Origin of the sequence: Streptomyces sp. NPDC047971, from assembly GCF_040653355.1 — a bacterium.
Classification (GTDB): domain Bacteria; phylum Actinomycetota; class Actinomycetes; order Streptomycetales; family Streptomycetaceae; genus Streptomyces.
Map to the genome: position 1 here is coordinate 141,844 of NZ_JBEZNW010000013.1, position 12,308 is coordinate 154,151.

Sequence of the window (12,308 nt, forward strand, 5' to 3'; positions counted from 1 at the left end):
GAGCGCAGCGGTACCGATCGGATGCGTCGGGTGTCCGAGGGGCCGTAATTCTCATTCGAAACGTTATGAACACGGGGGCGGGCCGTGTCGAACGACACAGACCGCCCCCCAAGAGGCGTACGACAACTTCCGTAGAAGATCGCCTATTTGAGTCGTGCCATCAGCGCATGCTCGACGAGCGTGATCAGGGCGCTCTTGGCGTCCGCGCGGTGGCGGGCGTCGGTGGTGATGATCGGGGTGCCCGGACCGATCTGGAGCGCCTCGCGGACCTCGTCGGGGGTGTACGGCTGATGCCCCTCGAAGCCGTTCAGGGCGATGACGAACGGCAGGCCGCTGTTCTCGAAGTAGTCGACGGCCGGGAAGCAGTCGGCGAGCCGCCGGGTGTCCACGAGCACGACGGCGCCGATGGCACCGCGGACCAGGTCGTCCCACATGAACCAGAAGCGGTCCTGACCGGGCGTACCGAAGAGGTACAGGATCAGGTCCTGGTCCAGGGTGATACGGCCGAAGTCCATCGCCACCGTCGTGGTGGTCTTCCCACCAGTGTGCGTCAGATCGTCGATCCCGGCCGAGGCCGAGGTCATGACGGCCTCGGTACGCAGCGGGTTGATCTCCGAGACGGCGCCGACGAACGTGGTCTTGCCCACGCCGAAGCCACCGGCCACCACGATCTTCGCGCTGGTGGTCGACCTGGCCGCGCCGCCGCCGTTAGAGCTTGCGAAGTCCACTGAGCACCCTTTCGAGCAGTGTCACGTCCGGCGTGCCGCCGGCCTCTCCGTTGCCCGGCTGGTGGATCGCCACCATGCCCGCCTCCGCCAGGTCGGCGACGAGGATCCGGGCGACGCCGAGCGGCATGGACAGCAGTGCCGAGACCTCGGCCACCGACTTGACCTCACGGCACAGATGGCAGATCCGCTGGTGCTCGGGGAGCAGTGTCGAGAGGTGCGCCGGGTCGGCCGTGGTGCTGACCAACGCCTCTATGGCGAGTTGGTAGCGCGGCCGGGTCCGGCCGCCGGTCATCGCGTACGGACGCACCAGCGGCTGGTCGCCTTCATGTCCGTACGACTCATCCAGTGAGGAGCCGTACGGATCGTGAGAGGCGGGGGGCGGGGTCATGAATCCTCCGGGCGTGACGGCACGGGTGGGATGCCGTCTGATGGGGCCGGTGGGGGGCCGGATGGGGGCGGCCGGACGGTGTGTGATCCCAGGGCGGCACGGAGGGGCGTGCCGCCCTGTCGGTGTCTTAGTGCAGGAGGCTTCCCTGGAGCTCGGCACGGAGATCCGGGGTGAGCACGCTGCCGGCCCGGTCGACCAGCAGCGTCATCTCGTAGCCCACGAGGCCGATGTCGCACTCCGGGTGCGCGAGCACGGCCAGTGAGGAACCGTCGGAGACGGACATCAGGAAGAGGAAGCCGCGCTCCATCTCCACGACCGTCTGGGCGACCGGTCCGCCCTCGAAGATCCGGGACGCGCCCGCGGTCAGCGAGGTCAGTCCGGACGCGACCGCCGCCAGCTGGTCGGCGCGGTCGCGGGGGAATCCTTCCGACATGGCCAGCAGCAGGCCGTCGGCGGAGACCACCACCGTGTGGGACACCCCGGGGGTGTTGTCCACGAAGTTGGTGATCAACCAGTTCAGATTCTGCGCCGCCTGGCTCATCGCGCTCAACTAACGCTCCTGCTGGTGGGTCGGGCCGAGACGGAAGCTACCCGTGGTCGAGTTGCCCGCCTGGCGGCCCTGTTGGATACCGCGGCGCAGATTGGTGAGCCGGCCGCGGACGTCATCGGGTGCACGCGAGACCTGAGGGCCGGCCGTGTGGGCCTGCTCCTGCGCGGTTCCGGGTACGAGGTTGGCCTTCGGGACCCGTCGCGGCAGCCCGGAGGTGGTGACGCCACCGGCGGCGGGCTTGCGGACCCGCTCGGCCTGGCGCACCAGTTCGTCGTTGGGAGAGGTCCGCCAGGAGGCGGGGCCGCCCTGCTGCTGACCACCCTCGCCGCCGCCCTGCGCGGCGGGGCGCCGCGGTGCGGGGGAGGAGGGCTGCTGGGGCACGACCGGGGTCTGCGTCGTCTGCTCGGCCGAGCCCTGTCCCTGCTCCTGACCGTGGAACCAGTTGGTCTCCAGCGTGTCGTACAGGGGGGTACGGGCGTCACCCGGGCCGCTCGCCGGAGGCAGGGCCTCGGGCTGACGGGGCTGCTGCAGCTGGGGCTGCTGCGGCTGCTGGGGCAGGTTGCCGGCCGGGCGCGGAGCGCCGTAGTCGCCGCCGCGCGGGTTCTGCCGCTGGTACCCCTGCGGGGCCTGCGGCTGCTGGGGCGCCTGCTGCGGCTGCCCGAAGTCCGGGCGCGGGAACTGCGCGGTGGACGCCGGGTCCTGCGAGGGCTGCTGGAATCCCTGGGGAGCCTGCTGCGGGTTCTGCTGCTGGCGGCCGAGGTCCGGTCGCGGGAACTGGCCGGTGGAGCCGGGACCCTGAGGCGCCGACGGCCGCGGGTACTGGCCCGTGGTCTCCGGCTCCTCGTGACCGCGCGGGGCGTCCATCGGCGACATGTCCTGCTGCGGACGACGGACCGGCTGCGCCTGGTCGTTGCCCCAGCTCGTGGACTGCGGACGCTGCTGCTGCGGGTTGCCTCCGGGCAGCTCGGCGGGCGGGAAGCCGCCCTGGCCCTGGCGACCGCCCTGCGGAGCCTGGTTGCCCTGGCCCCGCTGCGGCTGCTGGGGAGCCTGACCCTGGTTGCCCTTGCCGCCCCAGACGTCCGTACGGGACGGGATGGCGCTCTGCGCTCCGCCGAAGCCACCGGCACCGAGGCCCGGACGCTGCGGCTCCGCGGAGACCTGGGGCATCTGCGAGGTCTGCTGGCCCTGGGGCTGCGGCTGCTGCGGGGCCTGGCCCTGCGGACCGGCCGGACGCTGCGGGCCCTCACGGCCGGGCAGCGCCGCGCGCGGGCCGCTGCCCGCGCCGACCTGACCGCGGGCGGCGCTCGCACCGGCACCGAGCCGGCCGGCCGACGCCGAGGAGGCGGACGGCGCGCCGCCGACGCCGGGACGGCCTCCGGCCGCACCCGGACCGCCGGTCAGGCGGCCACCCGGAGCGGAGGGAGCCTGCGGCATCGCGCCCTGGCCGCCGGGGCCCTGCTTGGGCGCGGGCTTCTTGCCGCCGTGGGCGACGTCGACGGGGAGCATGACGAGCGCGGTGGTGCCGCCGGAGTCCGACGGGCGCAGCTGGATCCGGATGCCGTGTCGCAGGGACAGGCGGCCGACCACGAACAGACCCATGCGGCGGGAGACCGAGACGTCCACGGTGGGCGGCGAGGCGAGCCGCTCGTTGATCGCGGCGAGGTCCTCGGGGGAGAGGCCGATGCCGGTGTCGTGGATCTCGACGAGGACGCGTCCGTCGGGCAGCGCGTGACCGGTGACGCGGACCTTGGTCTGCGGCGAGGAGAAGGAGGTGGCGTTCTCGAGCAGCTCGGCGAGGAGGTGCACGAGGTCGTTGACGACGCGGCCGGCGACCTCGGTCGCCGGGACGGCGGCCAGTTCGATGCGCTCGTACTGCTCCACCTCGGAGGCGGCGGCACGCAGGACGTCGACCAGGGGGACCGGACGGGTCCAGCGGCGTCCCGGCTCCTCACCGGCGAGGACGAGGAGGTTCTCACCGTTACGGCGCATACGCGTCGCGAGGTGGTCGAGCTTGAAGAGCGAGGAGAGCTGGTCCGGGTCGGCCTCGCGGGACTCCAGCTCGGAGATGAGCGACAGCTGACGCTGGATGAGGCCCTGGGAGCGGCGCGAGAGGTTGGTGAACATCGCGTTGACGTTGCCCCGCAGCAGGGCCTGCTCGGCGGCGAGGCGGACCGCCTCGCGGTGCACGTCGTCGAAGGCCGCGGCCACCTGGCCGATCTCGTCCCGGGAGTGCACACCGACGGACTCGACGGAGGTGTCGACGTCCTGCGGGTCGGACTCGGAGAGCTGCTTGACGAGCTCGGGCAGACGGTCCTGGGCGACCTTGGTCGCGGTGTCCTGGAGCCGGCGCAGCGAGCGGATCATGGACCGCGCCACGACGAAGGCGCCGACGAGCGAGACACCGAGGACGAGGAGGATCAGCGCACCGTTGATGATGGCGTCGCGCTGCGACTCGGCGCGCAGCTCACGGGCCTTGGTGTCCATCTGGCCGAGCAGGTTGGCCTCGATGCGGCTCATCGCCACGATCTTGGTGCCGTACTCGTCGGTGAAGTTCAGGTGACCGCGCGGCGTGCTGCCGGCCAGGAAGGTGTCGTTGCTCAGCACCCGGTCCGCGTACTTGTCGGCCGCCTCGATGGAGGGGTTGCCGGTGGTGAGCGAGGCGGTCAGCTCGGCGGCGTCGCCACCGGCCGACTCGTAGATCGTCTCGAAGGACTTGAGCTCGACCTTCTCACCCTGCTGGGCGGCGTAGCCGTAGAGGCGGTCGCCCTGCTCCAGCTTGCCGGGGCGGCTGTCGCCCGAGGGGAGCGCGGAGGCGATGATCGCCTGCTGGACGGAGGCGTACTCCTTGGCGGACGAGAACGCCGCGAGTGCTCGGGTCCGCTTGATCATCTCGGGGTTGCTGGTCGCCTGCGCCATGTCCTGGGAGAGGCTGAGCAGCGAGCGGATCAGTCGGCTGTACGCCTCGACCGTCACCGAGTTGGAGACGCCCTTCTTGTACGCGTCTCCGCGGATGCCACCGAGCTGGACGACCTGGGACGCGATCTGGCTGACGTTCTGCCGGATGCTCTGCAGCGCCTCGTCGCCCTCGGCGGCGGGGATCTCCGAGGTCGCGGCCATGAAGGCCTTCTGGGCGCGGTCCGTCGCCTTGCGCTTGGTGGAGACCTGGTAGTCGCTGGCCGACTTGCCGTTGGCCAGCGGACCGGCGGAGGAATCACGCTCGGCCTGCAGGGCCTGGGCGAGGTCGGTCGCTTCCTGCGTCAGCTTGGTGAGCAGCTGGAGGTGGTCGAGCTGCTCCATGTCCTGGAGCGACTCGCTGATCCGGATGCCGCCGAGGCTGGTGGCCGCGACCACGGGGAGGGTCAGCAGGGCGACCAGACGCGTCGAGATGCGCCAGTTGCGCAGGGCTATTCGCGGCCCGACCTCGTTCGTGGCCTTGGGCTTCGGCGCGGTGGCGGAGGACTCGGTGGCCGAGGTCGTGGCGCCGGAGCGTCCGGACGCGTCACCGCCCTCGCCTGCCGGACCCTTGCCCGGGTTCGGGGCGTGCTGGGCCGAGGAACCGCGATCGGTTCCGGCGCGAGGCTCCTGCTCTGCGGCAGCGTTGCTGCCATCCCTCTTGAATCGTCCCTGCACTAGCGTCGCAACCTCTGGACCAGGCGTCCTTCCGCGTGAACGGAGAAGACGGTGTCGGCGTCTCGGGACGCGGAATGCGCCCCATGGTGGTCGTCGATGACCGGCGCAGTTCCCCCTTCCCCGCCGCTCACCCGGCGCTGCGTTGCGCCCCCTGCGCGCCGGCTTGAAACCCGCGGCGGTGCGTGGAATTCCAGCACAGTGCAGGATCTCCAACAAGGGCCGCGTGTCGGACGTCGGGCGGCATGACAACGCGTGAACATCATGTCACCCCACGTAGAAGATGATCATGGAGGAATCGGACTTATTACTCCCAAAGGCTCATGGAGTCCGAGTGTCCCAGTCGCCATGATCAGGAGCGGAATGAAGCATTCAGTAGTGAAATGTCCGTTTGTTCACCCCCTCTGAGCGGTCCGTTATGCCCGAATCCTCCCAGCCGTGGTGAGCAAACTCACACGTAGATCGTTGTCGCTCCCATGCATTCGAAGGGAATGACACGTTTAGCCTGACGCTTTACAAGACTCCCCGTTCTGTAGAGGCTCCCGTAGACATGAAGACGACGATGCTGCTCCGCTCCACGGCCAACCCCCGCCGCACCACGCTCGCCCACCTCGAGGACGCCGAGCAGCTCGGGCGGGGCGCGCAGCTGGAGCACGTGGCCCAGCTGCCCACGCAGACGGCCAACCCCCGCCGCACCGTCCTCATGACCGCCCCCGAGGCGGCGCAGACCGCACAGTAATACGGCGGGAGCCGCCCCTCACCGCGTTAGCCTGGAGCGTCAGACTCCAGCAAGTACCAAGTGAGGGGCGACAGCACTCGTGCGCATCGCCAGATTCTCCATCGACGGCAATGTCGCCTTCGGCGCCGTCGAGGGCGAGGGAACCGTCGAGTCCGGCGGCCTGGTCCTCGACATCATCAAGGGCATCCCGTACACCGACTTCGAGCTCAGCGGCACCAAGGTCCCGCTCGGCAAGGTACGGCTCCTGCCGCCCGTGCTCCCCAACAAGGTCGTGGCCATCGGCCGCAACTACGCGGAGCACGCCGCCGAACTCGGCAACGAGGTCCCGGAGGTTCCCGTCGCCTTCTTCAAGCCGACCACCTCGGTGATCGGCCCCGGCGACGCCATCGAGTACCCCTCCTTCTCCAACGAGCTGCACCACGAGGCCGAACTGGCCGTGGTCATCGGCCGCATGTGCCGCGAGGTCCCGCGCGAGCGCGTCAAGGACGTCATCTTCGGCTTCACCTGCGCCAACGACGTCACCGCCCGCGACGCGCAGGCCCGCGAGAAGCAGTGGGCCCGGGCCAAGGGTTTCGACACCAGCTGCCCGCTGGGCCCCTGGGTCGAGACGGGCCTGGACCTCGCCGCGGCGAGCGACCTCACCGTCCAGGCCACGGTCAACGGCGAACAGCGCCAGCTCGGTCGCACCAGCGACATGATCCGCTCCATCGAGGACCTGGTCGTCCACATCACCGAGGCCATGACGCTGCTCCCGGGCGACGTCATCCTCACCGGCACCCCCGCCGGGGTCGGCCCCCTCAACGTCGGCGACGAGGTCGCCGTCACCATCGAAGGCATCGGCACTCTCACCAACAAGGTGATCAAGCGTGGCTAACGCGATCCGCGTCCGTTTCTGTCCCTCCCCGACCGGCAACCCCCACGTGGGCCTGGTCCGCACCGCCCTCTTCAACTGGGCCTTCGCCCGGCACAACCAGGGCACGATGGTCTTCCGTATCGAGGACACCGACGCGGCCCGCGACTCCGAGGAGTCGTACAACCAGCTGCTCGACTCGATGCGCTGGCTCGGTCTCGACTGGGACGAGGGCCCCGAGCTCGGCGGGCCCCACGAGCCGTACCGCCAGTCGCAGCGGATGGACATCTACCGGGACGTCGCGGAGAAGCTGCTCGCCGGCGGCCACGCCTACCACTGCTTCTGCACCGCCGTGGAGCTGGAGGCCCGTCGTGACGCGGCCCGCCTGGCCGGCAAGCCCTCCGGCTACGACGGCACCTGCCGCAACCTGAGCGCCGAGCGCATCGAGCGCTACCGCGCCGAGGGGCGCGAGTCGATCGTCCGCTTCAAGATGCCCGACGAGCCGATCACCTTCACCGACCTGGTCCGCGGCGAGCTCACCTTCACCCCGGACAACGTCCCGGACTACGGCATCGTGCGCGCCAACGGCGCGCCGCTGTACACGCTGGTCAACCCGGTCGACGACGCCCTGATGGAGATCACCCACGTCCTGCGCGGCGAGGACCTGCTCTCCTCCACCCCGCGCCAGATCGCGCTCTACAAGGCGCTGATCGAGCTGGGCGTCGCCAAGGAGATCCCCGCCTTCGGCCACCTGCCGTACGTGATGGGCGAGGGCAACAAGAAGCTCTCCAAGCGCGACCCGCAGGCGTCCCTGAACCTCTACCGGGAGCGTGGCTTCCTCCGCGAGGGCCTGCTGAACTACCTCTCGCTCCTGGGCTGGTCGTTCTCGGCGGACCAGGACATCTTCACCATCGAGCAGATGGTCGAGAAGTTCGACATCGCCGACGTCAACGCGAACCCGGCGCGCTTCGACCTCAAGAAGGCCGAGTCGATCAACGCCGACCACATCCGCATGCTGGACGTGAAGGCGTTCGCCGCGGCCTGCGAGCCCTGGCTCCAGGCCCCGCACGCCAACTGGGCGCCCGAGGACTTCGACGCGGCGGCCTGGGAGCGGATCGCCCCGCACGCCCAGACCCGCCTCACGGTGCTCTCGGACATCACCGCCAACGTGGACTTCCTCTTCCTGCCCGAGCCGGTCTTCGACCAGCCCTCGTGGGACAAGGCCATGAAGGGCGAGCCGGCCGCGCTGCTGACCACGGCCCGCGCCAAGCTGGAGTCGGCCGACTGGTCCGACCCCGAGTCGCTCAAGAACGCCGTCCTGGCCGCCGGTGAGGAGCACGGCCTGAAGCTCGGCAAGGCCCAGGCCCCGGTCCGCGTCGCGGTCACCGGCCGCACGGTCGGCCTGCCGCTCTTCGAGTCCCTGGAGATCCTGGGCAAGGAGAAGACCCTCGCCCGCGTCGACGCGGCGCTGGCGAAGCTGGCCGCGTAACGACTTCCGGTACGCGACGAGGCCCCGGCCCCCTGAAGGGGGCCGGGGCCTCGTCGCGTCCGGGAGCGGGCGGTTCAGCCCTTGGCGACGATCGCCCGCGCGGCGGCGATCTTCTTCTCGTGCAGCCCCCGCAGCTTCTGGAGCACAGCGGAGTCCTTCGCGATCATCGCTTCCTGGAGCCGGGACTCCACCGCGAGCCAGGTCTCCGGCAGCCCGGTGTCGTTCTTGCATGCGACATCGGCGACGGCGGTCGCCTTCTCCTCGTCCGTCACCGGCCCCTTCTCGAATTTCTCCACCGTGAAGAGATCAAGCGGCGAGGAGTAGCTGAACCCCTTCTTCGTCATGCAGCCGGACCATTGCGCGAACCCCGCCCGAACGGATTTGTCCTTTTGGGAGTCGACGAAACTCTGCGCCGATATCCGGGTGGCCACCGCGCCGCCCTCCGGATAGTCGTAATCCTTCCGGAAGTCTATGGCGGCTTTCCCGAGGCAGCCTTCCACCAGAATCTTCCGTCCCCGGTACTCGACGGGGCCCGATGTCTTCTCGGCGCCTCGCGTTCCGTACAGGACGACCAGCTCGTCCTTGCCGATTCCGGAGTCCGGAGCCGATTCCCGCACGGGGGGAAGGCGGTATCCGTACCGTGCCGCGGTGCTTTCGTCGGAGAGGCCGTAGCGTCGGTCGAGTGCCTGCGTGGGGGCCGGCCTGACGGGAGGCTCGTAGGCGATCGAGTAGTCGGCCATGCACCGCTTCGCCAGCACCTGCTCGGCCGCCTCGATGACCGCGTAGTCGGCGCTCGTGTAGCTGAAGCGGGCGATGGGAAGCCGGAAGGTGTAGTCCCGGGCGGAGACCGTCGGTTCCGGACCCCGGCTCGCCGCCGGCCGGGCCTGCGGGTCCGCCGCGGCGTTCTGCTCCGGCTCCTGTGCTGTGCACCCGACCAGGGCGAACAGGGTGAGCAGTGGTATCGCCAGACGTCTCATCGTGTCGCTTCCCATGCGGAGCCCCGCGCGGGCGGTCGCCGTCGCGCGGGGCTGTCGTGCGTATTCGGACGCGGCAGCCCGCGTCAGTTGAACATGTGGCAGTTCTGGCCGATCAGGCCGAAGCCCAGCGAGGCGTTCTCGTTGTACGTCTGAACGAGCTGGTTGGCGCTGGTCAGCTTCGCGACCGTGTCGCAGGGACCGTTGTACTGGCTGGAGTAGAAGACCGTGGCGACCTGCATGCTCGCGTTGTAGAAGGAGGCGGCGTTGTTCTTCACCGGCTGCCCCTGACCGGCTCCACTGCTCAGGAACGTGTATCCCGCGAGATTGGAGATGCTGCCCATCTGGCCGCTCTTTCCGGTGAATACGGTCCGCGAACCCTTGAGGCCGGTGTTGTAGTAGAAGTGGCCGCAGTTCGCCTGCGCGTCGACACAGTAGATACCCACATCGGCCTGGGCCGGTGCGACTCCGAGCGCGAGAACGGCGGCGGTGGGCAGCGCGACGGCGAGGGTACGGCGAAGGGCGCTCATGTATTTCTCCACGAGGTTCATGATCACGAGTGAGGCGAACGGAGTGTAGGCGAACGATGAGGACGCGAGTCAAGGCAATTGATCCGGCGGCAGAAATGGAATTCTGGATTCCGATAGGAATTGTTCGTTCCGGCCTTTCCGTCGGCCCCTCGCGTACCGTGGCTCCATGGCCATCCGCGCGGTCCTGTGGGACATCGACGACACACTCTTCGACTACTCCCGCGCCGACCTGGCCGGGATGCGCGACCACCTCGCGGCCGAGGGCCTGGTCGACGGATTCGGCTCCGTCGACCAGGCCCTCCGCCGTTGGCAGGAGCTCACGGTCGTCCACTGGCGCCGCTTCGAGGCCGGCGGGGTGGACTTCCAGGACCAGCGACGGGAGCGGGTGCGCGACTTCCTCGCCGCCCCGGGGCTGACCGCCGCCGAGGCCGACGCCTGGTTCGAGCGGTACGTCGCGCACTACGAGGCGGCCTGGGCGCTCTTCCCCGACGCGCTCCCCGTGCTCGACCTGCTCGCGGGTGACTACCGTCACGCCGTCCTGTCGAACTCCTCGATCCACAACCAGGACCGCAAGCTGCGCGTGCTCGGTGTGCGGGACCGCTTCGAGGCCGTCGTCTGCGCGGCGGAGCTCGGGGTCGCCAAGCCGGCCGCCGAGGCGTTCCACGCCGCCTGCGCCGCACTGGGGCTGGCCCCGGCCGAGGTGGCGTACGTCGGAGACCAGCCCGACATCGACGCCTCGGGGGCGGACGGCGCGGGCCTGCGGGGTATCTGGCTGGACCGGGCCGGCGTCGGCGGCAGGCCCGAGCTCACGCGGATCACCGGCCTCGCTCAGCTCCCCGGACTGCTGCGCGGGGATACCCGTTTTGGAGCGCCGGACACCTTCGGGTAATGTTCTTCCTGCGCCGAGGGGAGCAAGCCGAAAGGCCGAAACCCCCGGAGCACAACCCGAACAAGATCCCCCTCGCCGGGGGTCGAGTTTTGGTGGCCTATGGTGTAATTGGCAGCACGACTGATTCTGGTTCAGTTAGTCTAGGTTCGAGTCCTGGTAGGCCAGCTCGCAGAGCTCATCTGCACGTACGCGGATCTCATCCGCAAAGCCCCCGTTGTGTAGCGGCCTAGCACGCTGCCCTCTCAAGGCAGTAGCGCCGGTTCGAATCCGGTCGGGGGTACAGATCCTTCCCGCGGGATCACCTGGGTCGCACCCGGTGAACCCGATGCAGGATCGCTAGGGCCCCCGTTGTGTAGCGGCCTAGCACGCCGCCCTCTCAAGGCGGTAGCGCCGGTTCGAATCCGGTCGGGGGTACCAACTGGTCTAAACCACCAGTGGCCTATGGTGTAATTGGCAGCACGACTGATTCTGGTTCAGTTAGTCTAGGTTCGAGTCCTGGTAGGCCAGCGCAGTGAACATCACGCGACTCCGTCGTGTGGTGACAAGATCTTGCCCCCGTTGTGTAGCGGCCTAGCACGCCGCCCTCTCAAGGCGGTAGCGCCGGTTCGAATCCGGTCGGGGGTACGAACGGAGAAGCCCTTCCCTTCGGGGGAGGGCTTCTCCGCTTTCCGGTGTCGTACTACACAACTCCGGCCCACCGCTGCGGCGTTGAAGCGGTGGGCCGGGATGTACGTACGGGCAGGAGGGGCGTGAGGTGCGTCAGCCGTTGCGGCGGAGCGCCTCGGAGAGGCGGGCGGCGGCGTCGATGACCGCCTGGGCGTGCATACGGCCCGGGTGGCGCGTCAGGCGCTCGATCGGCCCGGAGACCGACACGGCGGCCACCACGCGGTTCGAGGGGCCTCGTACGGGCGCGGAGACGGACGCGACGCCCGGCTCCCGCTCGCCGATCGACTGCGCCCAGCCGCGGCGCCGTACACCGGAGAGGGCCGTCGCCGTGAAGCGGGCGCCCTGAAGGCCGCGGTGGAGCCGCTCGGGCTCCTCCCAGGCCATCAGGATCTGCGCCGAGGAGCCGGCCTTCATCGTCAGCGTCGAGCCGACGGGGACCGTGTCCCGGAGGCCGGACAGCCGCTCGGCCGCCGCGACGCAGATGCGCATGTCGCCCTGGCGACGGTAGAGCTGGGCGCTCTCGCCGGTGACATCGCGCAGATGCGTCAGTACGGGGCCCGCGGTGGCGAGCAGGCGGTCCTCACCGGCCGCGGCGGCGAGCTCCGCCAGGCGCGGTCCGAGGATGAACCGGCCCTGCATGTCGCGAGCCACCATCCGGTGGTGTTCCAGTGCCACGGCGAGGCGATGTGCCGTGGGTCGTGCGAGTCCCGTCGCCGCGACCAGACCTGCGAGGGTGGCCGGACCGGACTCCAGGGCGCTCAGGACAAGGGCTGCCTTGTCGAGAACGCCCACGCCGCTAGAGTTGTCCATGCAACGATATTCACGTCTCACTCTGTGAAACGCAAGTTCAATTTTCCCTGGATCTTGCGACCCTGGTG

11 protein-coding genes and 5 tRNA genes are annotated in these 12,308 nt (G+C 69.6%); 9 read left to right on the forward strand and 7 right to left on the reverse strand.

What is annotated here, in order from left to right:
- Positions 1-143 precede the first annotated feature (143 nt).
- The 4 genes from AB0D99_RS15400 to AB0D99_RS15415 all read right to left on the reverse strand — a co-directional run bounded on the left by AB0D99_RS15400 (position 144) and on the right by AB0D99_RS15415 (position 5,296).
- Positions 144-728 (reverse strand): ATP/GTP-binding protein, encoded by a 585-nt coding sequence (locus AB0D99_RS15400; RefSeq protein WP_362360934.1) that lies wholly within the window; start codon positions 726-728, stop codon positions 144-146.
- Positions 709-1,116, reverse strand: coding sequence for a DUF742 domain-containing protein (locus AB0D99_RS15405; protein ID WP_362360937.1), 408 nt, complete (start codon positions 1,114-1,116; stop codon positions 709-711). Before AB0D99_RS15405 ends, AB0D99_RS15400 begins: the two co-directional genes overlap by 20 nt.
- A 127-nt stretch (positions 1,117-1,243) precedes the next feature.
- The gene (locus tag AB0D99_RS15410) at positions 1,244-1,657 is read right to left on the reverse strand and encodes a roadblock/LC7 domain-containing protein (RefSeq protein ID WP_030325548.1); all 414 of its coding nucleotides are present in this window, start codon (positions 1,655-1,657) and stop codon (positions 1,244-1,246) included.
- A gap of 9 nt (positions 1,658-1,666) precedes the next feature.
- Entirely contained in the window at positions 1,667-5,296 is a 3,630-nt protein-coding gene (locus AB0D99_RS15415) for a nitrate- and nitrite sensing domain-containing protein (protein WP_362360940.1), read from the reverse strand.
- Positions 5,297-5,843: 547 nt separating this feature from the next.
- Here AB0D99_RS15415 and AB0D99_RS15420 point away from each other — a divergent pair.
- From AB0D99_RS15420 to gltX, 3 genes are all read left to right on the forward strand, one after another.
- Positions 5,844-6,032, forward strand: a complete 189-nt coding sequence (locus tag AB0D99_RS15420; RefSeq protein WP_362360942.1) for a hypothetical protein — start codon at positions 5,844-5,846, stop codon at positions 6,030-6,032.
- 79 nt (positions 6,033-6,111) lie between these two features.
- Positions 6,112-6,906 carry a fumarylacetoacetate hydrolase family protein gene (locus tag AB0D99_RS15425; protein ID WP_362360945.1) on the forward strand — a complete coding sequence of 265 codons (795 nt, stop codon included), beginning with the start codon at positions 6,112-6,114 and terminating at the stop codon, positions 6,904-6,906.
- Complete coding sequence (gene gltX, locus AB0D99_RS15430) at positions 6,899-8,371, forward strand: glutamate--tRNA ligase (RefSeq protein WP_362360948.1); 1,473 nt, start codon at positions 6,899-6,901, stop codon at positions 8,369-8,371. The genes AB0D99_RS15425 and gltX overlap by 8 nt, the downstream gene beginning before the upstream one ends.
- A 74-nt stretch (positions 8,372-8,445) precedes the next feature.
- Here gltX and AB0D99_RS15435 read toward each other — a convergent pair whose 3' ends face one another.
- Both AB0D99_RS15435 and AB0D99_RS15440 read right to left on the reverse strand, forming a co-directional pair.
- Positions 8,446-9,348 (reverse strand): hypothetical protein, encoded by a 903-nt coding sequence (locus tag AB0D99_RS15435; RefSeq protein ID WP_362360951.1) that lies wholly within the window; start codon positions 9,346-9,348, stop codon positions 8,446-8,448.
- Between the two features lie 83 nt (positions 9,349-9,431).
- Positions 9,432-9,875 (reverse strand): peptidase inhibitor family I36 protein, encoded by a 444-nt coding sequence (locus AB0D99_RS15440; protein ID WP_362360954.1) that lies wholly within the window; start codon positions 9,873-9,875, stop codon positions 9,432-9,434.
- Between the two features lie 166 nt (positions 9,876-10,041).
- On the opposite strand from AB0D99_RS15440, the gene AB0D99_RS15445 reads away from it, so the two are divergent.
- From AB0D99_RS15445 to AB0D99_RS15470, 6 genes are all read left to right on the forward strand, one after another.
- Positions 10,042-10,764 carry an HAD family hydrolase gene (locus AB0D99_RS15445; protein ID WP_362360957.1) on the forward strand — a complete coding sequence of 241 codons (723 nt, stop codon included), beginning with the start codon at positions 10,042-10,044 and terminating at the stop codon, positions 10,762-10,764.
- A gap of 93 nt (positions 10,765-10,857) precedes the next feature.
- Positions 10,858-10,929, forward strand: a tRNA-Gln gene (locus tag AB0D99_RS15450).
- A 42-nt stretch (positions 10,930-10,971) separates the two neighbouring features.
- A tRNA-Glu gene (locus AB0D99_RS15455) sits at positions 10,972-11,044 on the forward strand.
- 61 nt (positions 11,045-11,105) lie between these two features.
- A tRNA-Glu gene (locus AB0D99_RS15460) sits at positions 11,106-11,181 on the forward strand.
- Between the two features lie 18 nt (positions 11,182-11,199).
- Positions 11,200-11,271 (forward strand) — tRNA-Gln (locus tag AB0D99_RS15465).
- A 44-nt stretch (positions 11,272-11,315) separates the two neighbouring features.
- Positions 11,316-11,388: transfer RNA gene (locus tag AB0D99_RS15470), tRNA-Glu, on the forward strand.
- Between the two features lie 135 nt (positions 11,389-11,523).
- On the opposite strand, the gene ndgR is transcribed toward AB0D99_RS15470, so the two are convergent.
- The gene (gene ndgR, locus AB0D99_RS15475; RefSeq protein ID WP_005311436.1) at positions 11,524-12,240 is read right to left on the reverse strand and encodes an IclR family transcriptional regulator NdgR; all 717 of its coding nucleotides are present in this window, start codon (positions 12,238-12,240) and stop codon (positions 11,524-11,526) included.
- Positions 12,241-12,308 lie beyond the last annotated feature (68 nt).

What these genes read in the sequence shown, in the direction of transcription:
- AB0D99_RS15405 (WP_362360937.1), bottom strand. Translation starts at nt 1,116, where the DNA reads ATGACCCCGCCCCCCGCCTCTCACGATCCGTACGGCTCCTCACTGGAT.
- AB0D99_RS15440 (WP_362360954.1), bottom strand. Translation starts at nt 9,875, where the DNA reads ATGAGCGCCCTTCGCCGTACCCTCGCCGTCGCGCTGCCCACCGCCGCC.
- AB0D99_RS15435 (WP_362360951.1), bottom strand. Translation starts at nt 9,348, where the DNA reads ATGAGACGTCTGGCGATACCACTGCTCACCCTGTTCGCCCTGGTCGGG.
- ndgR (WP_005311436.1), bottom strand. Translation starts at nt 12,240, where the DNA reads ATGGACAACTCTAGCGGCGTGGGCGTTCTCGACAAGGCAGCCCTTGTC.
- AB0D99_RS15410 (WP_030325548.1), bottom strand. Translation starts at nt 1,657, where the DNA reads ATGAGCCAGGCGGCGCAGAATCTGAACTGGTTGATCACCAACTTCGTG.
- AB0D99_RS15445 (WP_362360957.1), top strand. Translation starts at nt 10,042, where the DNA reads ATGGCCATCCGCGCGGTCCTGTGGGACATCGACGACACACTCTTCGAC.
- AB0D99_RS15420 (WP_362360942.1), top strand. Translation starts at nt 5,844, where the DNA reads ATGAAGACGACGATGCTGCTCCGCTCCACGGCCAACCCCCGCCGCACC.